At 65.0% G+C, this 24,548-nt stretch carries 28 protein-coding genes and 1 tRNA gene; 19 read left to right on the top strand and 10 right to left on the bottom strand.

The genetic code is table 11. The annotated features are described in order from the left end of the window. Positions 1 to 68: 68 nt before the first annotated feature. From FAZ11_RS15355 to FAZ11_RS15365, 3 genes are all read left to right on the top strand, one after another. Positions 69 to 998, top strand: coding sequence for a LysR substrate-binding domain-containing protein (locus FAZ11_RS15355; RefSeq protein WP_058789468.1), 930 nt, complete (start codon positions 69 to 71; stop codon positions 996 to 998). 162 nt (positions 999 to 1,160) lie between these two features. Then, positions 1,161 to 3,128 (top strand): methyl-accepting chemotaxis protein, encoded by a 1,968-nt coding sequence (locus FAZ11_RS25710; RefSeq protein WP_058772222.1) that lies wholly within the window; start codon positions 1,161 to 1,163, stop codon positions 3,126 to 3,128. Positions 3,129 to 3,272: 144 nt separating this feature from the next. Continuing rightward, entirely contained in the window at positions 3,273 to 3,470 is a 198-nt protein-coding gene (locus tag FAZ11_RS15365; RefSeq protein ID WP_058768681.1) for a hypothetical protein, read from the top strand. Positions 3,471 to 3,528: 58 nt separating this feature from the next. On the opposite strand, the gene FAZ11_RS15370 is transcribed toward FAZ11_RS15365, so the two are convergent. Further along, positions 3,529 to 3,957: a helix-turn-helix domain-containing protein gene (locus tag FAZ11_RS15370; RefSeq protein ID WP_058772197.1), complete on the bottom strand. Its 429-nt coding sequence runs from the start codon at positions 3,955 to 3,957 to the stop codon at positions 3,529 to 3,531. A gap of 70 nt (positions 3,958 to 4,027) precedes the next feature. Between FAZ11_RS15370 and FAZ11_RS15375 the strand changes: the two genes are divergently transcribed. Continuing rightward, positions 4,028 to 5,281, top strand: coding sequence for an MFS transporter (locus FAZ11_RS15375; protein WP_204957108.1), 1,254 nt, complete (start codon positions 4,028 to 4,030; stop codon positions 5,279 to 5,281). A 4-nt stretch (positions 5,282 to 5,285) separates the two neighbouring features. On the opposite strand, the gene FAZ11_RS15380 is transcribed toward FAZ11_RS15375, so the two are convergent. After that, the gene (locus FAZ11_RS15380) at positions 5,286 to 6,776 is read right to left on the bottom strand and encodes a YifB family Mg chelatase-like AAA ATPase (protein WP_058772196.1); all 1,491 of its coding nucleotides are present in this window, start codon (positions 6,774 to 6,776) and stop codon (positions 5,286 to 5,288) included. Between the two features lie 64 nt (positions 6,777 to 6,840). Further along, the gene (locus tag FAZ11_RS15385) at positions 6,841 to 7,140 is read right to left on the bottom strand and encodes an accessory factor UbiK family protein (protein WP_058772195.1); all 300 of its coding nucleotides are present in this window, start codon (positions 7,138 to 7,140) and stop codon (positions 6,841 to 6,843) included. Between the two features lie 387 nt (positions 7,141 to 7,527). On the opposite strand from FAZ11_RS15385, the gene glnK reads away from it, so the two are divergent. From glnK to sutA, 4 genes are all read left to right on the top strand, one after another. After that, positions 7,528 to 7,866, top strand: a complete 339-nt coding sequence (glnK, locus tag FAZ11_RS15390) for a P-II family nitrogen regulator (protein ID WP_003096476.1) — start codon at positions 7,528 to 7,530, stop codon at positions 7,864 to 7,866. Positions 7,867 to 7,915: 49 nt separating this feature from the next. After that, positions 7,916 to 9,256: an ammonium transporter gene (locus FAZ11_RS15395; RefSeq protein ID WP_058761444.1), complete on the top strand. Its 1,341-nt coding sequence runs from the start codon at positions 7,916 to 7,918 to the stop codon at positions 9,254 to 9,256. Positions 9,257 to 9,429: 173 nt separating this feature from the next. Then, complete coding sequence (locus tag FAZ11_RS15400; protein ID WP_058761445.1) at positions 9,430 to 9,849, top strand: secondary thiamine-phosphate synthase enzyme YjbQ; 420 nt, start codon at positions 9,430 to 9,432, stop codon at positions 9,847 to 9,849. A gap of 71 nt (positions 9,850 to 9,920) precedes the next feature. Further along, positions 9,921 to 10,256 carry a transcriptional regulator SutA gene (sutA, locus tag FAZ11_RS15405; protein WP_058772194.1) on the top strand — a complete coding sequence of 112 codons (336 nt, stop codon included), beginning with the start codon at positions 9,921 to 9,923 and terminating at the stop codon, positions 10,254 to 10,256. Positions 10,257 to 10,521: 265 nt separating this feature from the next. Here sutA and FAZ11_RS15410 read toward each other — a convergent pair whose 3' ends face one another. Together FAZ11_RS15410 and FAZ11_RS15415 are read right to left on the bottom strand one after the other, a co-directional pair. Then, positions 10,522 to 10,863 (bottom strand): hypothetical protein, encoded by a 342-nt coding sequence (locus FAZ11_RS15410; RefSeq protein ID WP_058772220.1) that lies wholly within the window; start codon positions 10,861 to 10,863, stop codon positions 10,522 to 10,524. Positions 10,864 to 11,076: 213 nt separating this feature from the next. Next, the gene (locus FAZ11_RS15415) at positions 11,077 to 11,283 is read right to left on the bottom strand and encodes a hypothetical protein (RefSeq protein WP_137279408.1); all 207 of its coding nucleotides are present in this window, start codon (positions 11,281 to 11,283) and stop codon (positions 11,077 to 11,079) included. A 226-nt stretch (positions 11,284 to 11,509) separates the two neighbouring features. Between FAZ11_RS15415 and FAZ11_RS15420 the strand changes: the two genes are divergently transcribed. Then, a complete protein-coding gene (locus FAZ11_RS15420; RefSeq protein ID WP_240043608.1) occupies positions 11,510 to 11,926 on the top strand; it encodes a cupin domain-containing protein in 417 nt (138 codons plus the stop codon). Between the two features lie 134 nt (positions 11,927 to 12,060). Here FAZ11_RS15420 and FAZ11_RS15425 read toward each other — a convergent pair whose 3' ends face one another. From FAZ11_RS15425 to FAZ11_RS15445, 5 genes are all read right to left on the bottom strand, one after another. Continuing rightward, complete coding sequence (locus tag FAZ11_RS15425; protein ID WP_058761449.1) at positions 12,061 to 12,414, bottom strand: hypothetical protein; 354 nt, start codon at positions 12,412 to 12,414, stop codon at positions 12,061 to 12,063. A gap of 299 nt (positions 12,415 to 12,713) precedes the next feature. Continuing rightward, positions 12,714 to 12,789: transfer RNA gene (locus tag FAZ11_RS15430), tRNA-Phe, on the bottom strand. Positions 12,790 to 12,875: 86 nt separating this feature from the next. After that, complete coding sequence (locus FAZ11_RS15435) at positions 12,876 to 13,148, bottom strand: oxidative damage protection protein (RefSeq protein WP_058768518.1); 273 nt, start codon at positions 13,146 to 13,148, stop codon at positions 12,876 to 12,878. Next, positions 13,145 to 14,209 carry an A/G-specific adenine glycosylase gene (mutY, locus tag FAZ11_RS15440; protein ID WP_058772186.1) on the bottom strand — a complete coding sequence of 355 codons (1,065 nt, stop codon included), beginning with the start codon at positions 14,207 to 14,209 and terminating at the stop codon, positions 13,145 to 13,147. Before mutY ends, FAZ11_RS15435 begins: the two co-directional genes overlap by 4 nt. After that, positions 14,206 to 16,425 carry an AsmA family protein gene (locus FAZ11_RS15445; protein ID WP_058772185.1) on the bottom strand — a complete coding sequence of 740 codons (2,220 nt, stop codon included), beginning with the start codon at positions 16,423 to 16,425 and terminating at the stop codon, positions 14,206 to 14,208. The genes mutY and FAZ11_RS15445 overlap by 4 nt, the downstream gene beginning before the upstream one ends. A gap of 297 nt (positions 16,426 to 16,722) precedes the next feature. On the opposite strand from FAZ11_RS15445, the gene FAZ11_RS15450 reads away from it, so the two are divergent. From FAZ11_RS15450 to FAZ11_RS15495, 10 genes are all read left to right on the top strand, one after another. Further along, positions 16,723 to 18,387 carry an OFA family MFS transporter gene (locus FAZ11_RS15450; protein WP_137279407.1) on the top strand — a complete coding sequence of 555 codons (1,665 nt, stop codon included), beginning with the start codon at positions 16,723 to 16,725 and terminating at the stop codon, positions 18,385 to 18,387. 142 nt (positions 18,388 to 18,529) lie between these two features. Then, on the top strand, positions 18,530 to 19,123 hold the full coding sequence (gene hisB, locus FAZ11_RS15455; RefSeq protein ID WP_058761454.1) for an imidazoleglycerol-phosphate dehydratase HisB: 594 nt from the start codon (positions 18,530 to 18,532) through the stop codon (positions 19,121 to 19,123). Continuing rightward, positions 19,123 to 19,761, top strand: coding sequence for an imidazole glycerol phosphate synthase subunit HisH (gene hisH, locus FAZ11_RS15460; RefSeq protein WP_137279406.1), 639 nt, complete (start codon positions 19,123 to 19,125; stop codon positions 19,759 to 19,761). Before hisB ends, hisH begins: the two co-directional genes overlap by 1 nt. Next, positions 19,761 to 20,018, top strand: coding sequence for a DUF2164 domain-containing protein (locus tag FAZ11_RS15465; protein ID WP_058761456.1), 258 nt, complete (start codon positions 19,761 to 19,763; stop codon positions 20,016 to 20,018). Before hisH ends, FAZ11_RS15465 begins: the two co-directional genes overlap by 1 nt. Before the next feature lie 32 nt (positions 20,019 to 20,050). Next, a complete protein-coding gene (hisA, locus tag FAZ11_RS15470) occupies positions 20,051 to 20,788 on the top strand; it encodes a 1-(5-phosphoribosyl)-5-[(5-phosphoribosylamino)methylideneamino]imidazole-4-carboxamide isomerase (RefSeq protein WP_007159787.1) in 738 nt (245 codons plus the stop codon). A 10-nt stretch (positions 20,789 to 20,798) separates the two neighbouring features. After that, positions 20,799 to 21,095: a chorismate mutase gene (locus FAZ11_RS15475; protein ID WP_058779567.1), complete on the top strand. Its 297-nt coding sequence runs from the start codon at positions 20,799 to 20,801 to the stop codon at positions 21,093 to 21,095. 21 nt (positions 21,096 to 21,116) lie between these two features. Continuing rightward, positions 21,117 to 21,899, top strand: coding sequence for an imidazole glycerol phosphate synthase subunit HisF (gene hisF / locus FAZ11_RS15480; RefSeq protein WP_058761457.1), 783 nt, complete (start codon positions 21,117 to 21,119; stop codon positions 21,897 to 21,899). Between the two features lie 71 nt (positions 21,900 to 21,970). Continuing rightward, the gene (locus tag FAZ11_RS15485) at positions 21,971 to 22,690 is read left to right on the top strand and encodes a substrate-binding periplasmic protein (RefSeq protein WP_137279421.1); all 720 of its coding nucleotides are present in this window, start codon (positions 21,971 to 21,973) and stop codon (positions 22,688 to 22,690) included. Between the two features lie 52 nt (positions 22,691 to 22,742). Further along, positions 22,743 to 23,504 (top strand): substrate-binding periplasmic protein, encoded by a 762-nt coding sequence (locus FAZ11_RS15490; protein ID WP_058761458.1) that lies wholly within the window; start codon positions 22,743 to 22,745, stop codon positions 23,502 to 23,504. 161 nt (positions 23,505 to 23,665) lie between these two features. Beyond that, positions 23,666 to 24,427: a substrate-binding periplasmic protein gene (locus tag FAZ11_RS15495; protein WP_137279405.1), complete on the top strand. Its 762-nt coding sequence runs from the start codon at positions 23,666 to 23,668 to the stop codon at positions 24,425 to 24,427. Positions 24,428 to 24,548 lie beyond the last annotated feature (121 nt).

Raw genomic sequence — 24,548 nt, forward strand, 5'->3', positions numbered from 1 at the left:
ACTCATTGTTCGGCCACGGCGCACGCCCCACAATCGGAAAATAGCCATGCCACCCATGAGTCAGAGTCATGTCCGAGTCTGCCGCGCGCTTGCCGCCGCTCTATGCCCTGCGCGCCTTCGAGGCCGCGGCCCGGCATGGCTCCTTCACCCGCGCCGCCCAGGAACTGTCGCTGACCCAGAGCGCGGTGAGTCGCCATGTGCGGACCCTGGAAGAGACCTTCGGCTGTCGATTGTTCGAGCGCGCCGGTCGCCACCTGGTCCTGACCGAACCCGGCAAGCTGCTGCTGCCGGGCCTGAGCGAAGGCTTCGAGGCACTGGCGCGCGCCTGCGGCAATCTCGCCGTGGAGGAAGGCACCCTGCGCCTGAAAGCGCCCACCACCCTGTCGTTGCGCTGGCTGCTGGCGCGGCTGGCGCGCTTCCGGCAGGCCAGTCCGCAGCTGGATATCCAGCTCACCAGCGTCTGGATGACCAGTGACCGGGTCGATTTCTTCCATGAACCCTTCGATTGCGCCGTGCTGCTGGGCGACGGTCGCTTTCCAGCGGACTGGGAGGTGGTGCCGCTGTTCGAGGAGTGGCTGGTGCCGGTCTGTTCACCGGCCGCGGCTCGTAGCGGAGTGTGGAACGTGGCCCGACTGCGGCAGGAAGAGCTGCTGCATCCCACCTTCGACCGGCGCGACTGGCGGCGCTGGCTGCAGGCCATGGGGCTGACTCAGGCGGTGCCGGTGAGCGGCGGCCAGGTGTTCGATACCCTCGAACTGGGCATGGCCGCTGCCGCGCGCGGCTACGGCGTCTCCATCGGCGATCTGGTCATGCTTGCCGACGATCTGGCAGCCGGTCTCATCGCGCTGCCCTGGCCCGCTGCCGTGGCCAGTGGTGAGGGTTATTACCTGGTCTGGCCGCGCGCGCGTCGCGGTCAGGCACGCTTTCGCCAACTGGCGGATTTTCTCCAACGGGAAGTCGCGGCCCAGACACTGCCGAGTGTGTCTCGTCATAAATAAGGCGCCAGACAACTGTCAATTTCTTTAGTTCGCTCTCCTTTAGCCGATAAACTATCCGTGAGTCTTTGGAAAGGCCGCCGTAGAGCGGTTCGTCCAAGAATAGCCTTCGCCGCAAATTTACATTGCCCTAAAGGGTCTAGACGCCCAGGAGCACCTATGGTCATTTCTCCCCGACGTACCAGCATTGCGCGACAACTTGCGCTCGCCCTGAGCCTGGTACTGGTAGTCGTCATCGCGGGCAGCTGCCTGTTCGCCCTGCACGCCTTGAGCGTGTCCATCGAAGGCACCCAGCGCAAGCATCTGAGCAGCGAAGCCCAGTTGCTCGCCGATCAGCAGAGCACCTTCCTCGCCACCCTGAAGGTCAGCACCCAGCGCCTCGCCAACCTGTTCGAGCGGCGCTTCGACGGCGGCCTGAGCCTTCCCGGCGAGCGTCTGCCGCTGGGCAATGGCACCGCCCCTGCGCTGCTGTTCGACGGCAAGGCGCTGAACAATGACTTCACCCTGGTCGATGACTTCACCCGCCTGACCGGCGGTGTCGCCACCATCTTCGTCCGTGACGGCGACGATTTCATCCGAATCACCACCTCGCTCAAGAAGCAGGATGGCGCCCGCGCCATCGGCACCCAGCTCGATCGCAAGCATCCGGCCTATGCCGGCCTCTTGCAGGGCCAGGGCTATGTCGGTCGGGCCCAGCTGTTCGGGCGCTCCTACATGACCCAGTACACCCCGGTACGCGACAGCGCCGGCAAGGTCATCGCCGTGCTCTTCGTCGGCTTCGACTACACCGATGCCCAGGCCCAGCAACTGGCCCAGCTGAGCAAGCTGCGCATCGGCGAAACCGGCTCCCTGGCCTTGCTCGACGAGCAGGGCCACTGGCTGGTATCGCCTGCCAATGCCAAGAACAGCGACCAGCTACTCGCCGAACTCAAGGCCAAGCCGCAGCGACACGAATTCAACTGGAGTGACGGTAGCGAGGACTTCCTCAGCGTCAGCGCCCCGGTCGAAGGCGAAGGCTGGACCGTGGTCGCCACCTTGCCCGAGGCTGAACTGGAGGCGCCCGTGCACGCCGTTGGTCTGCGCCTGGCCATCGGCAGCCTGATCGCCCTGCTGCTGGCCGTGGCCGCCTCGGTGCTGCTGCTCCGGCGCAAACTCAGCCCGCTGGCCCAGTTGGTGGAGCGCGCCCAGGCCCTCGGCCGTGGCCAACTGAGCGTGCGCGTCGAGACGCGCAGCCACGACGAGATCGGCGAGCTCGCCCACAGCTTCAACCAGATGGCCGACGCCCTGGCGTCGACCGTCGAACAGGTGCGCGGCTCCTCGCGCGCGGTCACCGAGCGTTCCCAGCAACTGAGCCAGCTCTCCGAGGAAACCCTGCGCCGCTCCGCCGAGCAGTCCAGCCAGATCGACAGCATGGCCAGCGCCGTGGAGGAATTCAGCGCCACCGCCCAGAACATCGCCGACGGCATGCAGCGCACCGAGCGCCTGGTGCAGGAGAACGCCCAGCAGACCCGCACCGGTACCCAGGCCATGCAAGGGGCCTCGGGCGCCCTGGAGCAGATCGCCGACTCGCTCTCCAGCACGGCCGAACTCATCAAGGGCCTGGACGACCGTTCCCAGCAGATCGGCGGCATCATCGGCGTCATCAGCGGGATCGCCGAGCAGACCAACCTGCTGGCGCTCAACGCCGCCATCGAAGCCGCCCGCGCCGGCGAGCAGGGCCGCGGCTTCGCCGTGGTCGCCGATGAGGTCCGCCAACTGGCCGGCCGTACCAGCGCCGCCACCCGCGAGATCTCGCAGATGATCGGTGCGGTACAGGACGAAACCCAACGCGCCATGGGCGCCATCGATGAAGGTAATCGCCTCATGGAACAAGGGCTGGCGCGTAATGCCGATGTCGCCCAGGCCCTGCGCAGCATCGACCAGCAGGTCGCCGAGGCGGTCGAGCAATTCTCCGGCATCGCCCAGGCCACCGCCGAGCAGAGCACCACGGCCACTGCCCTCAGTCGCAACATCCAGGCCATCGCCGTGGACAACGCCGCCCAGCGCGACGCCGCCGAGGGCCTGGCCGGTACCGCCGGCGAACTGCGCCACCTGGCCGAAGACCTGAGCGCCGAGGTTGGTCGCTTCAGCTAGATCGCCTATGCCGGCCACGACCGGTAAGGCGAGTGCGAGAGGGAGGCTTGGGCCTCCCTTTTTCATTCTTTATCGAAACGGAGCTTGCCCAGGTTCAATCCTCTGACTACTGTATGCAAATACAGTATAAAAGGAGGGGCTGAAATGGGCGTATCGAACGAGACGGTGCAAGCCGTCGAACGCATGCTGACGACCCTGCGCGCGGAGCGGGACGATTACCGCGAACTCGCCCACCAGTGGCGGGCGATGTGCTTCGAGTTGGCGCAGGAGAACCAGGCGTTGAAGGACGACTTGCAGGAGAAGTCACGGTCTGGCGAGCGGAGCAGGCGCCAGATGGGATGACACCCAAACGGGCAAGGCCAGAGGTGCCAGATAAGCAGAACTTTTCAAGGCAACCTCCTTACCACGGCGTCTTGCGAGATAGGCCCCGCCTGGCTTGCCGACCACTGAGGTCCATCAGCCGTCTGAAGGTCGGGCAATCCAGATGCGACGGCGCCGGGCAATCCGCGACGTGAAGCAGGGTTTCGCGCAGAGCACTCAGGGTGCGAATCTGCTGATCGATGTCGGCGGCTTTGCGTCTCAACTCATCGCGCGGAATGTTCGGGTTCTCGTGCTGTTCGCCGAACAGGGTGACCAGGTCCTGCAGCGAGAACCCCGCCATCTTCCCCATGCTGATCAACTGGAGCTGCACCAGCACCTTAGCCGGGAATTGCCGACGCAGGCCGCTGCGGGAGCAGGAGGCGACTAGGCCTATCTCCTCGTAATAGCGCAGTGTTGAGGCCGCCACCCCACTCCGGCGGACGACTTCGCCGATATCGAGCGTATCCATGCTTGACCTCAAGTCGACTTGAGGCGGTAGTTTCTCCTGCGGATGCCTGTCAGGCAACGAGGAGTAACCCGTGGACAAAGCCGCACCGCCTTCAGCTACCGAGCCTACTGGCCGGATCCTTCCCCTGCTGTTCGTATCGACGCTCCTGGGCGCCTTCGGCACCAGTGCCGCCAACGTCTTGTTGCCCGTACTCGCCGAGCGCTACTCGGCCTCTTTCCTACAGATCCAGACGGTGGTGATCGCCTATTTGCTCGGTCTCACGCTCGCTGCCCTTGGTGCGGGTCGCCATGGCGATCGCTTTGGCCTTCGTCGCGTTCACCTGGCCGGGCTGGCGCTGTTCGCTGGCGCCTCTTTGCTCTGCGCCGTGGCGCCGAATCTCGTGGTATTGAGCATGGCGCGGCTGCTACAGGGCGCCGGTGCCGCCTGCGTGATGACCCTGGCACTGGCCTTGGTGCGTCAGTACCTGCCTCCAGACACACTGGGGCGTGCGCTTGGCCTGTTGGCCAGCGCCTCTGCTCTGGGAACCGCTGGCGGACCGGTGATCAGCGGTTTGCTGGAACCGCTCGGCGGCTGGCGAACAGTGTTCTGGCTGCAGTTGGCCGGGGCCTTGGGGACGCTTGTGCTGGCTAGAAAGGAACTGCCAAGACGTGACGTCTCAGCCGCAAGCAGTCCCGCTACCTCTGTAGCCGGCGCGCTGCAATGGCTGCTGTTACCAAGCCTGATCTTCAATCTGGTCGTCGCCATGACCATGATGGCGACGCTGGTCGTGGCTCCCTTCTATCTAAGCCTTGGGTTGGGTGCCAGCACCGCCATGACCGGGCTGGTCATGGCGGTGGGCCCTTGCCTGTCGATTCTCTGCGGTATACCGGCAGGACGCTCCGTAGACCGCTGGGGCTCGATCCGTGTCAGGTTGCTAGGCCTGATCATGCTGACACTGGGCGCCGCGCTACTGGCCCTGCTACCACCCTGGTTAGGCATCACCGGCTATATCTTGGGTATCGTCATCCTTACCCCGGGCTATCAACTGTTCCAGGCGGCCAACAATGCCTATCTATTGGAGCAGGCCGTACCCGAGCGGCGTGGGACGCTGGCTGGTCTACTCAACCTGTCGCGCAACCTCGGCCTACTCGTCGGCGCTTGCTGTGTCAGTGCCTTGTTTACTCTGAATGCAGGAGCCGACAGCCTAAGCCGTCTAACCACCCAGTCGCTGACAGCGGGGCTGCAAGGCGTCTTCGCCAGTATCGCGATACTGCTCGCGGCGATGCTCGCGCTGGCTGTCTGGCCCGTCGCAATGGACCTTCGCCACAAGCACGACGGACATTGAAGGTCTAGTGACTCGCCCGATACTGCAACGCTTCAGCCAGTTGCGCTCGTTCGATGGTGGCCTGCCCCGCCAGATCGGCCAGGGTACGGGCCACCTTGATGACTCTATGCAGGGCACGCAGGGAGAGATTCAGGCGCTCGCCAGCGCCTTCCAGCCAGCGTTGATCCGCCTCGCTCAATGCACAAACCTGGTGCAGTTGATCCAGCCCGAGCAGGGCGTTCGGGCGGCCCTGGCGCGCCATTTGGAGGGCGCGGGCGTCCGCCACCTGACGGGCGGCTTCGGCGGTCGTCAGTTCGGCCGCTGGCGGGGCGCCCAAACGTAGATTTTCCCGAGCCACGGTCAGGTGCAGATCGATCCGGTCGAGCAGTGGGCCGGAGAGCTTGGCGCGATAGCGCTGGACCTGTTCCGGGCTGCAGCGGCAACGGCCGGTGGGATCGCCGAGATAACCGCAGGGGCAGGGATTCATCGCCGCCACCAGCTGGAAACGCGCGGGAAAACGCACACGGTCGCGGGCCCGGGCGATGACGATTTCGCCACTCTCCAGTGGCTCCCGCAGGACCTCCAGCACCTTGCGGTCGAATTCCGGCAATTCGTCGAGAAACAGCACCCCCCGATGGGCTAGGGTGATCTCGCCCGGCCCTGGCCGGCTGCCGCCGCCGACCAGTGCCGGCCCGGAGGCCGAATGGTGTGGCTGACGAAACGGACGCTGCGGCCAATGCTCCAGCGGTTCGGGGCCGGCCACCGAGTGGATGGCGGCTACCTGCAGCGCTTCGTCCTCGTCCAGCGGCGGCAACAGCCCCGGCAGGCGACTGGCGAGCAAGGTCTTGCCGGTCCCCGGTGGGCCGGCCAGCAACAGATTGTGCGCACCCGCCGCCGCCACGACCAGGGCGCGCTTGGCTGCCTGCTGACCCTGCACCTCCGCCAGATCCGGATAGGGCAAAGGCGTGCGCAGCAGGCCGCTGGGCTGGTAGTGGGCGAGGGGCGCCTGGCCGCTCAGGTGGCCGGCGAATTCCAGCAGATGGTCGACCGCCAGCACCGGCAGACCACTGGCCAGGCAGGCTTCCTCGGCATTGGCGCGGGGCACCACCAGCACCCGTCCGGCGGCGCGGGCGGCCAAGGCTGCGGGCAGTACGCCGCGTACCGGTCGCACCGCGCCCGACAGCGCCAATTCACCGAGACACTCGTAGCCGTCGAGTCCCTGGGCGGGTAACTGTCCGCTGGCGGCGAGGATGCCAATGGCCAGGGCGAGATCGAAGCGTCCGCCATCCTTGGGGAGATCGGCCGGTGCGAGATTGAGGGTGATGCGGCGGCTGGGGAATTCGAAGCCAGCGTTGAGGATGGCACTGCGCACCCGGTCCTTGGCTTCGCGGACAGCGGTTTCCGGCAGGCCGACAAGGGTGAGGGCGGGCAGGCCGTTGGCGAGGTGCGCCTCGACGACCACCGGCGGGGCTTCCACGCCCACCTGGGCGCGGGTGTGAACGAGGGCAAGCGACATGATCTCTCCTTGATCGTGGTGCGCCAGTCGAAACGCTGCGCCATCCTGGCGCAGCCATCACGGATCAGTCGGCGGGCGCGACGTCCGTGGCCGGTGTAACCGGTGGCGTAACGCTGCTGGTCTGGGTCTTTTCCAGCTCGGTCAGGCGTAGTTCGAGCGCTTCCAGGCGGGCTCGCGTACGGGCCAGTACCGCCATCTGGGCATCGAATTCCTCGCGACTGACCACGTCGAGCTTGCTCAAGGCACCCTGCAGCAGGGCCTTGAACTGACTCTCGATTTCCGCCTTCGGTAGCGGCGAGTCCTGACCGAACAGCCGACTGGCCTGCTGAGTCAGGGAATCGAACAACGAACGGGTCGCGGACATGGTTATCCCCTGCTGGATCAAAGCCCAAGTGTAACACGCCAGGCTTAGACTGCCGTCGGCGGCAGCTGCACCGCTTTGGTGCTAAGCGAGTCGTAGAGCTGTTCATTGTTGGTGCAAAGTGTTTCTCGCCAGCTTGGGATTTGCCCCGTCAGGTGGCGTGCGAGGCGTGCGGCCCGTGGAATCCGTACCCGTTCGCAAAATTGGCAAGCTTTCTGCTACTGCCGATGCAGAGACGAGCGTCGGAGGCGCCTGGGTCAGAGGCACGCCACGGCGCTTTTGCCATGACCCCGGCGATCAACACGTCGACGGTTAAACAGACGGTCACTGCGCTAGACTTGGGCCGGGGTTTGTTTTCCTGGGGCCAGTCCACTCAATCGGGAGAAGTTCATGAAACTAGTCACCGCCATCATCAAGCCATTCAAGCTCGACGACGTGCGTGAGTCGCTGTCCGAGATCGGTGTGCAAGGCATCACCGTCACCGAGGTCAAGGGCTTCGGTCGCCAGAAGGGCCACACCGAGCTCTATCGCGGCGCCGAATACGTCGTCGACTTCCTGCCCAAGGTCAAGATCGACGTCGCCATCGCCGACGATCAACTCGACCGCGTCATCGAGGCCATCACCAAGGCTGCCAACACCGGCAAGATCGGCGACGGCAAGATCTTCGTGGTGAACCTCGAGCAGGCCATCCGCATCCGTACCGGCGAAACCGACACAGACGCCATCTGACGATTTAAACCGACAGCCCAACCCCAAACGAGCCCCAGGAGAAACAACGATGACTCTGCGCAAGTACGCAGGGCTAGGAGCCCTCATGTCTTTCGTAGCGCTGCCGGGCCTAGCCATGGCCCAGGAAGCGGCTGCGGCACCTGCCATCAATAGCGGTGATACCGCTTGGATGCTGGTCTCGACGGCACTCGTGCTGTTCATGACCATTCCGGGGCTCGCCTTGTTCTACGGCGGCATGGTTCGCGCCAAGAACGTCCTCTCGGTCATGATGCAGTGCTTCGCCATCACCGGTCTCGTCAGCATCCTGTGGATGCTCTACGGCTACAGCCTGGCCTTCGACACCACCGGCATGGAGAAGGGCGTCACCAACTTCAACTCCTTCATCGGCGGTCTGGGCAAGGCCTTCCTCTCCAGCCTGCAGCACGATGCCGTCACCTCGGCCACCGCGCTGTTCCCGGAAAGCGTCTTCGTCACCTTCCAGATGACCTTCGCCATCATCACCCCGGCGCTGATCGTCGGTGCCTTCGCCGAGCGCATGAAGTTCTCCGCCATGCTGGTCTTCACCGGCCTGTGGTTCACCTTCGTCTACGCCCCCATCGCCCACATGGTCTGGAGCGGTGACGGCGGCCTGCTGTGGGACTGGGGCGTGCTGGACTTCGCCGGCGGCACCGTGGTGCACATCAACGCCGGTATCGCCGGTCTGGTCGCTGCCCTGGTTCTGGGCAAGCGCAAGGGCTACCCGGCCACGCCCATGGCACCGCACAACCTGGGCTACACCCTGGTGGGCGCGGCCATGCTGTGGGTCGGCTGGTTCGGCTTCAACGCCGGTTCCGCCGCTGCCGCCAATGGCACCGCGGGCATGGCCATGCTGACCACCCAGATCGCCACCGCTGCCGCCGCCCTGGGCTGGATGTTCGCCGAGTGGATCACCCACGGTAAGCCGAGCGCCCTGGGCATCGCTTCCGGCGTGGTCGCCGGTCTGGTCGCCATCACCCCGGCCGCTGGTACCGCCGGCCCCATGGGCGCCCTGATCATCGGTCTGGCCGCTGGCGTGCTGTGCTTCTTCAGCGCCACCAGCCTCAAGCGCAAGCTGGGCTACGACGACTCCCTGGACGCCTTTGGCGTGCATGGCATCGGCGGCATCGTCGGCGCCCTGCTGACCGGTATCTTCGCAGCCCCGTCCCTGGGTGGCTTCGGTACCGTGACCGACATCGGCGCGCAGTTCTTCATCCAGTTCAAGGGCGTTGCCTTCACCATCATCTACACCGGCATCGTCACCTTCGTGATCCTCAAGGTGCTGGACATGGTCATGGGCCTGAGAGTCAACGAGGAAGAAGAGACCGTGGGTCTGGACCTCACCCTGCACAACGAGCGCGGCTACAACCTGTAAGCCGGACTCAGCCGAAAAAGGCGCCGCGAGGCGCCTTTTTTGCGTCTGCCATACGGCTGGAACAACCGTCGTCCTGCTGTGTCTAGACTGCACGCCGGCGGTGTGCATTCACCGCTTTGCTTTTCCGATCGTCGCGCTAGAATGCGCGCCCAGTCAGTCGGCGGGGGTTGTTCATGTGGCTGCAGCGAACCTTTTCCCTGCGCGCGCGGGCGCGCGGCTTCCATTTGATTACCGATGAGGTGGTGGAGCAGCTGCCGGAGCTGGGGCAGTGCCGGATCGGACTGCTGCACCTGTGGTTGCAGCACACCTCGGCGTCCCTGACCATCAACGAGAATGCCGATGGGGCGGTACGGCGCGACTTCGAGCGGTTCTTCAACCAACTGGTGCCCCAGGGCCAGGGTGGTTATGAGCATGACTACGAAGGGCCGGATGACCTGCCCGCGCATTTCAAGAGCAGCCTGCTCGGCTGCAGCCTGAGCCTGCCGATCCAGCAGGGGCGGCTGGCCCTGGGGACCTGGCAGGGCATCTATCTGGGTGAGCACCGCGACCAGGGCGGCGCACGTCGCGTGATCGCGACGCTGCAAGGCGAATAGCCAGGAATTTTTCTTTGGAGGTCGCGTCAAAACGCGCGGCCCGATTTTACCAATGTGTTTGGAGGCGGTTTATGAGCGACGAAGATCTCGAGCAGGACGACCTGGAGACGGGGGCGGAGGAAGACGAGGGCGATAACGAAGAATTCGCCGCGGCGACCGAAGACGCCGAAGCCGAGGACAGTGGCGACGGCGAGACGCCGGCGTCCACCAGCAAGGCGAAGAAGAAGCGGGAAGCGGAGCCCGAGGAGCTGCCTTCCGTCGAGGCCAAGCAGCGCGAGCGGGACGCCTTGGAAAAGGCCATGCAGGAGTTCCTGGCGCGCGGTGGCAAGGTGCAGGAAATCGATGCCAATGTGGTTGCCGATCCGCCCAAGAAGCCCGATAGCAAATATGGCAGTCGTCCTATCTAGGATCGCGCCATACCGCCTACGAAACCCCGCCGCGGCGGGGTTTCGTTTGTCTGGCGATCAGACCAGTGCCATCACCATGATGAAGCCGGTAAAGGCCGCAGCCATGGTTGCAAGGCAGGCCATGCAGATTACATCGTCTCTCTCATACATGTTGGCGGCGCCCTGAAAGCCCTAGTGGGTGATGGCATTCTGCTCCCCTGGCAAATAGTTGCCTGTGCTACTCATCGCAAAAGGCCACCATTCGAGTCCGGCTATGCCAAGCAGTTCACCAATGCCGGGGCGGACCGTAATAGGGGCGCGTCTCGTAACCAGGCGGCGGGGCATAATGCCCGGGTGGGAGCGGACGCCAATGGGGCGCGACGTATTCCTGCTGTGGATAGGGGCGATAGTAGCTGTAGGGGTAGCGATCCCTACGGTAGTAGGGGTGGTACCGGTGATGCCGTCGGTACTCGCCCACCGGCCTGAAATCGGCCGCGTCGGGGCCCGCCTCGGCGCCGATGGTCCAGCGTTGCGCCGGACCGTCGCCCGGCAGCTCGTGGGCCGCTGCCAGGCTGCTGGCGGTCAGGGCGGCGGTCAACAGCAGGATCAGGGACGCTTGCGATGCCATGGTGCTCTCCTCGCGGCGCTCGATGGGCCGCGTCACCATGAAACACCTTTGGCTGTCAGCGGGCGTCAGGCCAGGTAAAGGTCTGGTAAGACTCCGCCGGGTCCGCTCAGCCCCAGTCCAGACCCTGCATGCCCACCGCCAATATGAGGGCCAGCGCCAGGAGGCCGATGCCGCACATCAGGATCGCCAGCTCCAGTTGATCCAGGCGTCGTTTCATCCCTGCCACCACTGCCAGAGGGTAAAGCCGACCAGCGCCATGACCAGGCCGAGAAAGAGCCGATTCAGCCACAGGCTGATACCACTGAGCAGCGACAGCCAGAGCGGGACGGCAGGCTGCGTAGGGGTGGCCAGGGAGGGGTCGAGCATCGCCTGGGGCAGGACGCCACTTTGATCGGCAAGGGGGAGCAAGCGAATGGGCATCGGGTAAGCGCCTCCGTGCGCTGAGAGCAGAAGAGGGGTCGCGCCCGCGGTGAAGGTGCGAAGCGACCCTGGCGGCGCGGCAGTGAAGGCCGCTTGCCAATCGTGTTCCGGATCATCGCCGAAAAGGCGGCTCATGAGGTGACGATGCGATGAAAAGGTCGGGCCGTTCCCACTCTTTACGGCAATTGCCAGCGTCTTTGCGGTCATCGTGAAGGCTCATGAGGTGATGAGCGGATTCATCCGGGACTTGAGCAGGCGGCACGACTGGAGCAGCCTTGCTGACCATAGCGCGAACGGCCGCCGCGGCTTCTGGAAAAACGTCATGATCAATCTGTTTAACGACCTGCCCGACGCCGCTCTTGCGGAGGTATTCACACCTTTGCTCAGTAGGCCCGGATGCCGGATCGAGCGCATCGTTTCCCAGGGACAGTCCACCCCGGCCCACGAGCCCTATCGGCAGGCGCACGACGAATGGGTCGTGTTGCTCAAAGGGGCCGCGCGGGTGGCCCTGGAGGGGCGCGAGGTGGCCTTGCAGCCGGGCGACACGCTGTTCATCCCGGCGCATACCGAGCACTGGGTGACCTTTACCGATCCCGCGGTTGCCAGCGTCTGGCTGGCGATTCACTTCGAGGCGGCGACCTGAGCCCAGGCATCCGCACGGCCAGGAATCGATAACGGCCAGGCTATCGTTGGTCGCGAGCGTCGTTAGGTGCTGTGCCGATCCAGCGCCCTTCCGGGACGAGAAGGAAGGGCGCCCGCTGAGCGATCGGCTGAAGGCTACTTAGCCAGGGTCACCGGGCCATGATCGTCGCAATGGCCGTCGTGGACATGGTGCAGGCGGCCATCCACCAGGTAGTCGACGTGGTCGCCATGGGGCACGGCTTCATGGCCGCAGTCCGGGCCGTGGACATGGTCGGCTGCATGGCCGGAACTCTGGCCATGGGTGCACTGGTCGGGATTGGTGGCGCTGACTTCGATGACGTGCTCGTCCACGTGATCGCCATGCATGTGGTGCAGGTGGCCGTCATGGAGATAATCGACGTGGCCGTCGTGCTCGATGGCGGTGTGTCCGCAATTCGGCCCATGCTGGTGGCTGTGGTTGGCGTGATGCTTGTCGCTGCAGGTGGTCATGGTACTGACTCCGAAAAGGGTGGCGGTTGGGTGATGCCACGCTATTACGAAGTCTGTAGTGGGTAGAGAGTCAAGCAGGGTTGGGCAAAATTTTTTACGGAGACGAGGGGCTGTGGAGGCTCTAAGGCGAGCCTTTGGGTGACGGTCGACATCCGTCAGGCTTCGCTGGGAAGGCGGGAGCGGCCGCAGTACCAACCGCGCGCAGGGCGCCCGTCATGCTTTTTTCCGGGCACAAAAAAACCGGCCTAGGCCGGTTTTTCTGATCTCCGGGGTTCAACAGAACCCACGGAGCTATATTTTGGTGCCCAGGGACGGAATCGAACCGCCGACACGGGGATTTTCAATCCCCTGCTCTACCAACTGAGCTACCTGGGCAACGGGGCGCATTAAAAGCGTTTCTCGACCTTGTGTCAACAGCGAGCCCAAAAAAATTTAGATTTTTCGGGCGCTTAGCTGTTGGGTCAGGCGCTGGGGGGTACGTAGCCTTCGGCTTGGGCGTAGTCTTCGCCGGAGAGGAACTTGTCCATCTCGGCCTGGAGGAACTTGCGATCCTCGGCGTTCATCATGTTCAGCCGGCGCTCGTTGATGAGCATGGTCTGGTGTTTCTGCCACTCTTCCCAGGCCTGCTTGGAGACGTGCTGGTAGATGTCTTCGCCCTTGGCGCCGGGGTAGGGCGGACGATCGAGGCCGGGCAGCTCCTGCTTGTGCTTGCGGCACATCACGGTGCGGGTCATGCGGGTTCTCCTTTGAGCGCCTGCGCGGCGCGCTTGAGCAGTTTCTGCACCGGGGCGGCGAGGCCCAGGCGCGGCGGGGAGGCGAGGTTATACCAAAGCCAGTCGCCCTCGGCCACGGCGTGGCGGCGGTGGTCCACCTGCACCAGCCAGGGCTCGATGGCCAACTGGAAGTGGCTGAAGGTATGCACCAGGCCGGGCAGCGCCTGGCGTTCGTCGATGGTCAGCCCCTGGCGTTCGGCCAGGACTTCGAATTCGGTGACGTCGGCCACTTCCGGTGGTCCCCACAGGCCGCCCCAGAGGCCGGTGGAAGGCCGTCGCTGCAGGAGCACGGCATTGTCGTCGTTGACGAACAGCGGCATCAGGGTGTGCCGCTGTGGCAGCGTCTTGCGTGGCTTGGATGCGGGAAAGTCGGTCTCCTGGCCCAGCAGGTGGGCGCGGCAGCCGGGCTTGACCGGGCACAGCAGGCAGCTGGGTTTGCTACGGGTACAGAGGGTGGCGCCCAGGTCCATCATCGCCTGGGTGTAGTGGCCGACGCGCTCATGGGGCATCAGCCGCTCTGCCACGTCCCACAGGCGCCGGGCCACGGCCGGCTCGCCCGGATAACCCGGGGTAGCGGTGTAGCGCGCCAGCACCCGCTTGACGTTGCCATCGAGGATGGGCGCGCGGATGTTCATGCTCAGGCTGGCGATGGCTCCGGCGGTGGAGCGGCCGATGCCGGGCAGCTCGGCCAGGGCTTCGACGCTGCGGGGGAATTCACCACCGTGGCGCTCGACCACGGTCTTGGCGGCCTTGTGCAGGTTGCGCGCGCGACTGTAGTAGCCGAGCCCGGTCCAGAGGTGCAGCACCTCGTCCTCGGGCGCGGCGGCCAGCGCCTCGACCGTGGGCAGCGCCTGCATGAAGCGGTCGAAATAGCCCAGCACGGTGGCGACCTGGGTCTGCTGGAGCATGATCTCCGAGACCCAGACACGATAGGGCGTCACGGCCTGTTGCCAGGGCAGGTCCTTGCGGCCGTGCAGGTCGTACCAGGCCAGTACGGCGGTACCGAAAGCGTCGTCAGTCATCGGCGTTGCAGCAGTCCCCGGATGGCGTTCTGAATGTCGGGGCTGATCTTATCACCGAGCTTCTCTTCGATTTTTTCGTTCAGACGATTGCCGGCGGCCTGGGCGATGATCTGGCCCATGGCCTGGCGGTCCAGGCGGCAGGCCTTGGCGCCCAGTTCCAGGGGACCGCGGCACTGCAGTGGCCACTCGATGTCGGCATAGCGTTCGCCGACCTTGCAGCCCGGATCGGCGGCGGCGTTGGTGTCGCCCTGGACGGTGATGCCCAGGTGGTAATCGAGGCCAAGGGTCCGCAGGTCGATGTCGCCATCACCCTTGACCGCCAGTCCCGGCACGCTGACGCGCAGGTCCTGGTTGCGCGCCACGCCGTTGACGATGCTGAGGGTGCCACTCAACTGGCGGAACGGGGTGTTCTGGCCACCGTGGGGCAGTTCCAGTGGCTTGCGATTGAGCAGGGAGATGCCCTGGCACAGCTGGCTTTCGACGTTGGCGTCGATGAGCTGGCCATTGCGCAGGGCGAAGCGAGCGGTACCGTCCAGATTGTCGATCAGGGCGCGCTGGCTGGCGCCGCTGCTGCGCAGGTCGGCGTCCAGGTCGAGCAGGCCTTCCACCGGCGGCTTCTGGCCCTGGGCCTGCAGGATGCGCTCCACCGGCACGCCATTGATGCGTTCCTTGACGCTGAGCTGGGGTTGGGCGCCGCGCACGTCGAGGGTGCCATTGGCCTGGAAGTTGCCACCGAACAGCTCGCCGCTCAGGTCGCTGAGTTGCAACTGGCCATCGTTGGCCGTGGCCTTGAAGCTGGCGTTCTCGAAGGGCAGATGGTCCAGCGTCAGCTGTTGCAGGCTCAGCTCGACATTGGCATCGAGGCTGCGCAGGCGCTCCACCGGCAGCAGGTTTTCCTGGCTCCAGGCGTGCTGGGTCGGGGCTTCCGGCAACGGCGAGTTGCCCTGGGCCGCGCTGGCGTCGACCTGGGCGACTTCCTGTTGGCGCGCACCGTTGGCCTGGCGGGCCGCGGCGGTCTTGGCCGGCAGATAGCGATCCAGGTCCAGGGTGTCGCCACTGAGCTGGACGCGCAGGGCGCGGCGGGCGATGTCGTCGACGGCGACGCGGCCCTTGAGGGTGCTGTCGTCGAGGTTGAAGTTGAAGTCGTTCAGCACCAGGGCATTGCGGCTGGCCTGTAGCTGGGCGTTCATCTCGAAGCGCTGCAGGGTCTTGGCATCGGCCATGGCCGGCAATTCGACGCCGATGCTGTCGAGGAAGGCGCGCAGGTCCAGGCGGGCGATGGAGACACCACCGGTCAGTTGGGGCTCGGTCTCGAGACCGGTGAGCTTGAGATCGCCCAGGGCCTTGAGGTCGTTGGCGGTGAGCTTGAGGCTGGTCCATTCGGCGGTCTGGGCGCGGCGGTCGACGGCGAGTTCGCCGCTGGCGGAATAGTTGACCAGTTTGCCGTTGAAGGGCTCGCCGGTGGCATCGCCGGTGAGTTGCAGGCCGTCCAGGGCGTATTGCTGGCTGGCCGGATCGTAGCGGAATTCACCGCTGAGCTGCACCGTGGCATTCACCGGTGGCTGGGTGGTGCTGGCGGTACCGGCCAGCTTGAGCGGAATGGCCGTGCCGGGGTAGATGGCACCGGTCTGCAGGTCGATGCCGTCGAAGGCGTAGTGGGCGCCACTGCGGGCGTCGCTGTATTCGATGCGCGAGTTGCGGATCGTCAGGCTTTCGACGTTGAGCTTGAGCGGTTGGCGATGGCCTGTCGCGGGTTCGTTCGCGGCGGGGGTGTCCGCCGCAGGGGCGTCGGCCTGGCCGGGCTGGGGCGCGGGGCGGCCGATCTCCGCCCAGTTGCTGCGGCCCTGGTCATCGCGGCTGGCGGTGAGGTCCAGGCCGTCGATCTTGACGTCGCTCATCTCCAGGTCGCGGCGCAGCAGCAGGGGCAGCAGGCGCACCGAGAGGATCAGGCGCTGCACCTGGGCGAGCTGGCGATCCGGGGTGGCGGCACTGGCCAGGGTGGCGTCGTGCAATTCGACGCCCAGCCAGGGGAACAGACTCCAGCCGATGTCGCCCTTGAGCTGTAGGTCGACGTTGGCCTTGTCGCGTGCCAGCTGACGGATCTCGTCCTTGTAGTCGTTGGGATCGACCAGGTGGGTGAGGGCGAAGCCTACGGCGACCAGCAGGAGCAGCAGGCCGACGAGAACGATACCCAGCACTTTGGCGAAAGCTTTCATGGCGAGGAAATTCCTGTTCCGACGGGCGATGGCGCGACTGGCCAGTATAAGGGCTTGGACTGGCCCGGATGACACCGGGGTGTCGGGCCTGTGACAGCCGTGGTGGTCGCCCGTTTCGTCGGACGTCTGGCACCGCCCGTACCCTGGTAAATGAGAAGGGGTGGCAGTTAGCCAGGGGTGCGTTTTAATGTCGCGCACCTTCGGTCGGTTGACGCCGTTTCTTTGACTCGTTTACGGGGAAGCGTGCAGGGAATGTCCACCGGCCCGAACGTTACACACTAGAAAAGGGCTGAACCCATGAGCACTACACTGACCGCTGGCGGCGCCGTTTCGGCACGACCGGCTTTCCTCTCCAAGGAACGCATCATCGCGCGCCCTGGTTTCAACCGCTGGCTGGTACCGCCGGCCGCCCTGGCCATCCATCTATGCATCGGCATGGCCTACGGCTTCTCGGTGTTCTGGCTGCCGCTGTCCAAGGCTGTCGGCATCACCGCCGCTGTCGCCTGTCCGGTGGACATAGGCTTCTTCGAGCAGATCTTCAGCGCCACCTGCGACTGGAAGATCTCCCAGCTCGGCTGGATCTATACCCTGTTCTTCATCTTCCTCGGCTGCTCGGCCGCCCTGTTCGGCGGCTGGCTGGAGCATGCCGGTCCGCGCAAGGCCGGTGTCGTCTCGGCGCTGTGCTGGTGCGGCGGTCTGCTGATTTCCGCCCTGGGCATCTATACCCACCAGATCTGGATGCTGTGGCTCGGCTCCGGCGTGATCGGCGGTATCGGCCTGGGTCTAGGCTACATCTCGCCGGTGTCGACCCTGATCAAGTGGTTCCCGGACAAGCGCGGCATGGCGACCGGCATGGCCATCATGGGCTTCGGTGGCGGCGCCATGGTGGGTGCACCCCTGGCTGACCTGCTGATGCGCCACTTCGCCTCGGCGACCCAAGTCGGTGTATGGCAGGCCTTCCTGGTCATGGCGGTGATCTACTTCGTCTTCATGATGAGCGGCGCCCTGAGCTACCGCGTGCCGCCGACCGGTTGGAAACCCGCCGGCTGGACGCCTTCGACCAAGAAGGCGCAGAACGCCATGATCACCAATCGCCACGTGCACGTCAGCAAGATCTGGGGCATTCCGCAGTTCTGGCTGGTCTGGGCGGTGCTGTGCCTGAACGTCACCGCCGGCATCGGCATCATCGGCATGGCCTCGCCGCTGCTGCAGGAAGTCTTCGGTGGTCGTCTGCTGGGCACTGGGCTGACCTATGGTGAACTGAGCGCCGATCAGCTCAAGCAGATCGCCGCCATCGCCGCCGGCTTCACCGGTCTGCTGAGCCTGTTCAACATCGGTGGTCGCTTCTTCTGGGCATCCTTCTCCGATTACATCGGCCGTAAGATGACCTACTTCGTCTTCTTCACCCTGGGCTTCGTGCTCTATGCCATCGTGCCCTGGACCGGTCACCTGGGCAGCGTGGCGCTGTTCGTCTTCGCCTTCTGCCTGATCCTGTCCATGTACGGCGGCGGCTTCGCCACCGTGCCGGCCTACCTCGCCGACCTGTTCGGCACCCAGATGGTCGGCGCCATCCACGGTCGCCTGCTCACCGCCTGGGCCGCCGCCGGCGTCTTCGGTCCGGTGCTGGTCAACTACCTGCGCGAATACCAGCTCGGCATGGGCATCCCCCGCGCCCAGGTGTACGACATCACCCTGTACATCCTGGCCGGCCTGCTGGTGCTGGGCTTCATCTGCAACCTGCTGGTGCGCCCGGTGGCCGACAAGCACTTCATGACCGAGGCCGAACTCGCCGTCGAGCGTGCCAATAGCCATGACAGCAGCGCCGGCAACACCCAGGTGCTGGAGTGGAGCGCCGATCCCAAGACCAAGCCGCTGGCCATCCTGGCCTGGCTGGCCGTGGGTATCCCGCTGGCCTGGGGTATCTGGATCACCCTGCAGAAAACCGCCGCGCTCTTCAGCTAAGCACTCGTTCAGCCAAGCGGCAGCGGGCGCCCGACGAGGGCGCCCCTCGCGGTGGGACGCCTCGTCCCGCCGCGCTTTCGATCCAGCCCTCGCACGCCTATAATATCGGCCCTTTCGCCCACCGATTTTCGCGGAGCAGGCTATGGCCGAACGCAAGGCAACCGTCGAGCGCAACACCCTGGAAACCCAGGTCAAGGTATCCCTGGATCTGGACGGCACCGGCGCGGCGCGCTTCGATACCGGGGTTCCCTTCCTCGAGCACATGCTCGACCAGATCGCCCGTCACGGCCTGATCGACCTCGATATCCACTGCCGTGGCGACCTGCACATCGACGATCACCACACGGTGGAAGACATCGGCATCACCCTCGGCCAGGCCTTCGCCAAGGCCGTTGGCGACAAGAAGGGCATCCAGCGCTACGGCCATGCCTATGTGCCGCTGGACGAAGCCCTGTCGCGCGTGGTCATCGACTTCTCCGGGCGTCCCGGCCTGCACTGGAACGTGCCCTTCACCCGCGCCACCGTGGGCCGCATGGACGTCGATCTGTTCCTCGAATTCTTCCAGGGCTTCACCAATCACGCCCAGGTGACCCTGCACATCGACAACCTGCGTGGGGTCAACAGCCACCACCAGATCGAGACGGTATTCAAGGCCTTCGGCCGCGCCCTGCGCATGGCCCTCAGCGAAGACCCGCGCATGGCCGGCGTCATGCCGTCCACCAAGGGGTGCCTGTGATGCAGACGGTAGCCGTCATCGACTACGGCATGGGCAACCTGCACTCCGTGGCCAAGGCCCTGGAGCACGCCGGTAGCCATCAGGTGCTGGTGACCGGCGATCCCGCGGTGATCCGCGAGGCGGACCGCATCGTCCTGCCCGGCGTCGGCGCCATCCGCGATTGCATGGCCGAGATCCGCCGTCAGGGGATCGATGAGCTGGTGCGTGAAGTCAGCCAGGACCGGCCCTTCCTCGGCGTCTGCGTCGGCATGCAGGCGCTGATGCAGCGCAGCGAGGAGAACGGCGGCGTGGATTGCATCGGCCTGTTCCCCGGCGCGGTGCGGCGCTTCCCGGGCGGCATGCAGGAGGAGGGCGAGGCCCTCAAGGTGCCGCACATGGGTTGGAACGAGGTCAGCCACGTGCTCGACCATCCGCTCTGGCACGGCATCCCTGATCGCGCCCGCTTCTATTTCGTGCACAGCTTCTACGTCGAGGCCGGCAATCCGCGCCAGGTGGTCGGTCGTGGCCACTACGGCCTGGACTTCGCCGCCGCCCTGGCCGACGGCTCGCGCTTCGCCACCCAGTTCCATCCCGAGAAGAGCGCCGACTACGGTCTGCAGCTCTATGCCAACTTCCTCGCCTGGGACGGCCGCTGGTAATGGCGCGCAAGCCGTCCGCGCCGCTGGTGACGCTCGAGCCCGAGCAGACCCAGCGCCTGGTCACGGCCCTGCAGACCCTGCTGGACGATAGCTTCGAGGTCCGCCTCGGGCGCTTCGAAGTCGAGGAACTGCTGGATTTCTTCGCCCGCGAGTGCGGGCCGCTGTACTACAACAAGGCGGTTGCCGACGTGCAGACCCTGCTCAGGGAGCGTGTCGACAGCCTGGAAAGCGACATCTGGGCGCTGGAAAAGCCCTAGATCGCCCTCACCCCGAGAGCCAAGGTATTGCCATGCTGATCATCCCCGCCATCGACCTCAAGGACGGTGCCTGCGTCCGCCTGCGCCAGGGGCGCATGGAAGACTCCACCGTATTCTCCGACGATCCCGTGGCCATGGCCGCCCAGTGGGTCGACGGCGGCTGCCGCCGGCTGCACCTGGTCGATCTCAACGGCGCCTTCGAAGGCCAGCCGGTCAACGGCGAGGTGGTCACCGCCATCGCCAGGCGCTATCCCGGCCTGCCGATCCAGATCGGCGGCGGCATCCGTTCGTTGGAGACCATCGAGCACTATGTGCGCGCCGGCGTCAGCTACGTGATCATCGGCACCAAGGCGGTCAAGCAGCCGGAATTCGTCGCCGAAGCCTGTCGCGCCTTCCCCGGAAAGGTCATCGTCGGCCTGGATGCCAAGGATGGCTTCGTCGCCACCGACGGCTGGGCCGAGGTCAGCGAGCTGCAGGTCACCGACCTGGCCCGCCGCTTCGAGGCCGACGGCGTCAGCGCCATCGTCTACACCGACATCGCCCGCGACGGCATGATGCAGGGCTGCAACGTGCCCGCCACCCGCGCCCTGGCCGAAGCCACCAGCATCCCGGTGATCGCCTCCGGCGGCATCCACAACCTGGGCGATATCCAGAACCTGCTCGACGCCCGCAGCCCGGGCATCATCGGCGCCATCACCGGCCGCGCGATCTACGAGGGTACCCTCGACGTCGCCGAGGCCCAGGCGCTGTGCGACAACTTCAAGGTCTGAGGACGCGACGATGATCGAATGCTCTTCGCTGGATGAGGTTCGCGGAGCGATCGACGAACTCGATCAACAAATCGTTCAACTGCTGGCGGCGCGCGGTGCCTATGTTCGCCAAGCCGCACGCTTCAAGAAGGACGATGCTGCCGTACGAGCACCACAGCGAGTGGAGCAGGTCATCGCCAAGGTAAAGGCGCTGGCCGCTGAGGCTGGCGCGCCACCTGTCGTGGTCGAGCAGGTCTACCGGGCGATGATCGCCGCATTCATCGAGGCTGAGTTGGCGGAACACGCCACCTTGCAGCAACGTACCTGACTTCGTCTTCTGGAGAGAAACATGGCGCTGGCGAAACGCATCATCCCCTGCCTGGACGTGGACAATGGCCGCGTGGTCAAGGGCGTCAAGTTCGAGAATATCCGCGATGCCGGTGACCCGGTGGAGATCGCCCGCCGCTACAACGAGCAGGGCGCCGACGAGATCACCTTCCTCGACATCACCGCCAGCCACCAGGGTCGCGACACCACCCTGCACACCGTAGAGCGCATGGCCAGCCAGGTGTTCATCCCGCTGACCGTGGGCGGCGGCGTGCGCACCGTGCAGGACATCCGCAACCTGCTCAATGCCGGGGCCGACAAGGTCTCGATCAACACCGCGGCGGTCTTCACCCCGGAGTTCGTTGGCGAAGCCGCGGCGCGCTTCGGCTCCCAGTGCATCGTGGTGGCCATCGATGCCAAGCGCGTCAGTGGCCCCGGTGAGGCACCGCGTTGGGAGATCTTCACCCATGGCGGGCGCAAGCCCACCGGTCTCGACGCCGTGGCCTGGGCGCAGAAGATGGAAGGCCTGGGCGCCGGTGAGATCCTGCTCACCAGCATGGACCAGGACGGCATGAAGAATGGCTTCGACCTGGGCGTGACCCGAGCGGTGAGCGAGGCGGTGGGGATTCCGGTGATCGCCTCCGGCGGCGTCGGCAACCTGCAGCACCTGGCCGATGGCATTCTCGAAGGCAAGGCCTCGGCCGTGCTCGCTGCCAGCATCTTCCATTTCGGCGAATGCACCATTCCCGAGGCCAAACGGTACCTGGCCGAAAAAGGGATTGTGATACGCTCCACAAAATCTTAAGCACCGGCGCTGCCGGCTGGGAGTAGGGCGTGCGCAAGGGATTCTGGGGCTGCTTGGCTGGCTTGCTGCTGATGTCAGCCACAGCGGCAAGGGCCGATCTTCCAGACGGCTATCAGCTCACCCTGCTGACCGAAAATTTCCCGCCCTACAATTTCTCCGTCGACGGCAAGAACTTCGCCCGTGATGCCGATCTCAAGGGCATCGCGGTCGACATGGTCCGCGAGATGTGCCAGCGCGCTGGCATCCCCTACAACCTGACCCTCAGGTTTCCCTGGGAGCGGATCTACGGCATGGCCCTGGATCAGCCCGACCATGGCGTCTTCGTCACCGCGCGCCTGCCCGAGCGTGAAGCCCTGTTCAAGTGGGTCGGCCCCATCGGTCCGGATGACTGGGTGTTGCTCGGCCGTCCCGATAGCCACCTGCAACTGCGCAGCCTGGACGATGTGCGCCAGCAGCAGCTCAAAGTCGGCGCCTATAAGGGCGATGCCATCGCCGAGAGTCTCGTCCAGCAGGGTTTCCAGCCGGACCTCGCGCTGCGCGACCAGGAAAACGTGCAACGCCTGCTCAAAGGGCAGATCGATGTCTGGGCCACGGGCGATCCGGCCGGGCGTTACCTGGCGCGCCAGGAGAACGTGTCCGGACTCAAGACGCTGTTGCGCTTCAACACCGGCGAGCTGTATCTGGCGTTGAACAACCAGACCCCGGACGAGGTGGTACAGAAGCTGCAAAAAGCCCTCGACGAGATGCGTCAGGCGGGCGACGTTCAGCGCATCTTCAATCGTTATCTGTAACGTTGGCCAGATAGGGTCGGCGCGGGATCGAGCGGTCGCTCAAGGAGAGGAAATGCGCAAGTCGGGATTGGGTTTCGCGTGGGTATTGCTGTGGTGCGCGCTCGGGATGGGAACGGCGCGGGCAGAGTTGCCTCCCGGCTATCGGATCGTACTGCTGACCGAGAATTTCCCGCCGTTCAACATGGCGATCGATGACAAGAACTTCGCCCGTGACGAGTCCATCGACGGCATTAGCGCCGATCTGGTGCGCGAGATGTTCAAGCGCGCGAAGATCGACTACAACCTGTCGCTGCGCTTTCCCTGGGATCGCATCTACAACCTGACCCTGGACAGCCCCAACTACGGACTCTTCTCCGTCTCCCGTACCGACGCACGGGTGCCGCTGTTCAAGTGGGTCGGTCCGCTGGGCAAGACGCGCAAGGTGTTCATGACGCTGCCCGGCAGCACCGTCAAGGTGCCTGACCTGGCGGCCGCGGCCAAGCTGCGCGTCGGCGCCTACAAGAATTCCGCCGTGAGCCAGATGCTCAAGGACAAGGGCATCGTCGCCAGCGAAGCGCTGCGCGACCAAGAGAACATCGCCCGGCTGCAGAAGGGCGAGATCGATGTCTGGGCGACCACCGACGTGGTGGCGCGCTACCTGGCCAAGCAGGAGGGGGTGAGCAACCTCCAGACCCTGCTGAGCTTCCAGGAGTCCGAACTGTACCTGGCCTTGAACAAGGATACTCCCGACGAGGTGGTGACCCGCTTGCAGCAGGCGCTGGACGCCATGCGCCAGGAAGGCATGGTCGATAGCATCACCAACAACTACCTCTAAGCCCGGACCCATCGTCCGGTAGCGCGGGCAGGCGCGGGCTGAGGCACGCCTGCTCGGCGCGCCAACGGGCGGGTTGCCGGGCGTCGAGGGTCACGAGCGGACTTCGTTGTGAGGCGGTTTCGAAACCTAGTAGTCGGCCGGTAGTGGCCAAGGGAGGAGCAATGCGCAAGTCGGGGTGGGGTGTCGCGGGCGTACTACTGGGTTGCATGCTGAGCCTGGCCCAGGCTCGAGCCGAGTTACCGGCGGACTATCGAGTGGTCTTGTTCACCGAGAATTTCCCCCCTTACAACATGGCGGTCGATGGTAAGAACTTCGCCCGGGATGCGTCCATCGAGGGTATCAGTACCGATCTGGTGCGCGAGATGTTCAAGCGTGCCAAGCTTTCCTACGACCTGTCGTTGCGCTTTCCCTGGGAGCGGATCTACAACCTTACCTTGGAGAACGCCAACTACGGCATCTTCTCCACCACCCGCACGCCGGAACGCGAAGCCCTGTTCAAATGGGTCGGTCCGCTGGCACCGACTTCCTGGGTGGTCCTGGCGCCGCAGAACAGTACGATCACGCTCGCCAGCATCAAGGACCTGGCCAAATACCGCGTGGGCGCCTACCAGAACGATGCTGTCAGCCGCTATCTCGAAAGCGAGGGGCTGGCGCCCATCAACGCCCTGCGCGATCAGGAGAACGTGGCCAAGCTGCAGAACGGTCAATTGGATCTCTGGGCCACCACCGACCCGGTTGGCCGCTATCTGGCCAAGCAGGCCGGTGTCACCCAGTTGAAGACCGTATTGCGTCTGCGCGAGGCATCCCTCTATCTGGCCCTGAACAAGGATACGCCCAACGAGGTGGTAACCCGCCTGCAACAGGCGCTGGACGCCATGCGCAAGGAAGGGGTGGTCGACGGCATCACCAAGCGTTACCTCTGACGCCGGCTGCGCCCTAGTGTGGTGTTTCAGAAGTTCGCGCAAGAATTGGCGAGTGATTTTTGTTCCTGGGCCAGGCGCCGGGACGAGTCATAGCAGGGCTATGGCGAGGAGTGGCAACGCC

The organism is Pseudomonas rhizoryzae, assembly GCF_005250615.1.
Taxonomy (GTDB): domain Bacteria; phylum Pseudomonadota; class Gammaproteobacteria; order Pseudomonadales; family Pseudomonadaceae; genus Chryseomonas; species Chryseomonas rhizoryzae.

Coding starts and splice junctions, on each gene's coding strand:
- hisH (WP_137279406.1), top strand. CDS start 19,123: ATGCAGACGGTAGCCGTCATCGACTACGGCATGGGCAACCTGCACTCC.
- FAZ11_RS15365 (WP_058768681.1), top strand. CDS start 3,273: ATGGGCGTATCGAACGAGACGGTGCAAGCCGTCGAACGCATGCTGACG.
- FAZ11_RS15410 (WP_058772220.1), bottom strand. CDS start 10,863: ATGGCATCGCAAGCGTCCCTGATCCTGCTGTTGACCGCCGCCCTGACC.
- sutA (WP_058772194.1), top strand. CDS start 9,921: ATGAGCGACGAAGATCTCGAGCAGGACGACCTGGAGACGGGGGCGGAG.
- hisB (WP_058761454.1), top strand. CDS start 18,530: ATGGCCGAACGCAAGGCAACCGTCGAGCGCAACACCCTGGAAACCCAG.
- hisF (WP_058761457.1), top strand. CDS start 21,117: ATGGCGCTGGCGAAACGCATCATCCCCTGCCTGGACGTGGACAATGGC.
- FAZ11_RS15435 (WP_058768518.1), bottom strand. CDS start 13,148: ATGACCCGCACCGTGATGTGCCGCAAGCACAAGCAGGAGCTGCCCGGC.
- FAZ11_RS15445 (WP_058772185.1), bottom strand. CDS start 16,425: ATGAAAGCTTTCGCCAAAGTGCTGGGTATCGTTCTCGTCGGCCTGCTG.
- FAZ11_RS15490 (WP_058761458.1), top strand. CDS start 22,743: ATGCGCAAGTCGGGATTGGGTTTCGCGTGGGTATTGCTGTGGTGCGCG.
- FAZ11_RS15465 (WP_058761456.1), top strand. CDS start 19,761: ATGGCGCGCAAGCCGTCCGCGCCGCTGGTGACGCTCGAGCCCGAGCAG.
- FAZ11_RS15485 (WP_137279421.1), top strand. CDS start 21,971: ATGTCAGCCACAGCGGCAAGGGCCGATCTTCCAGACGGCTATCAGCTC.
- FAZ11_RS15495 (WP_137279405.1), top strand. CDS start 23,666: ATGCGCAAGTCGGGGTGGGGTGTCGCGGGCGTACTACTGGGTTGCATG.
- FAZ11_RS15385 (WP_058772195.1), bottom strand. CDS start 7,140: ATGTCCGCGACCCGTTCGTTGTTCGATTCCCTGACTCAGCAGGCCAGT.
- FAZ11_RS15415 (WP_137279408.1), bottom strand. CDS start 11,283: ATGCCCATTCGCTTGCTCCCCCTTGCCGATCAAAGTGGCGTCCTGCCC.
- FAZ11_RS15475 (WP_058779567.1), top strand. CDS start 20,799: ATGATCGAATGCTCTTCGCTGGATGAGGTTCGCGGAGCGATCGACGAA.
- glnK (WP_003096476.1), top strand. CDS start 7,528: ATGAAACTAGTCACCGCCATCATCAAGCCATTCAAGCTCGACGACGTG.
- hisA (WP_007159787.1), top strand. CDS start 20,051: ATGCTGATCATCCCCGCCATCGACCTCAAGGACGGTGCCTGCGTCCGC.
- FAZ11_RS15395 (WP_058761444.1), top strand. CDS start 7,916: ATGACTCTGCGCAAGTACGCAGGGCTAGGAGCCCTCATGTCTTTCGTA.
- FAZ11_RS15420 (WP_240043608.1), top strand. CDS start 11,510: ATGAGCGGATTCATCCGGGACTTGAGCAGGCGGCACGACTGGAGCAGC.
- FAZ11_RS15380 (WP_058772196.1), bottom strand. CDS start 6,776: ATGTCGCTTGCCCTCGTTCACACCCGCGCCCAGGTGGGCGTGGAAGCC.
- mutY (WP_058772186.1), bottom strand. CDS start 14,209: ATGACTGACGACGCTTTCGGTACCGCCGTACTGGCCTGGTACGACCTG.
- FAZ11_RS15370 (WP_058772197.1), bottom strand. CDS start 3,957: ATGGATACGCTCGATATCGGCGAAGTCGTCCGCCGGAGTGGGGTGGCG.
- FAZ11_RS15425 (WP_058761449.1), bottom strand. CDS start 12,414: ATGACCACCTGCAGCGACAAGCATCACGCCAACCACAGCCACCAGCAT.
- FAZ11_RS15355 (WP_058789468.1), top strand. CDS start 69: ATGTCCGAGTCTGCCGCGCGCTTGCCGCCGCTCTATGCCCTGCGCGCC.
- FAZ11_RS15450 (WP_137279407.1), top strand. CDS start 16,723: ATGAGCACTACACTGACCGCTGGCGGCGCCGTTTCGGCACGACCGGCT.
- FAZ11_RS15400 (WP_058761445.1), top strand. CDS start 9,430: ATGTGGCTGCAGCGAACCTTTTCCCTGCGCGCGCGGGCGCGCGGCTTC.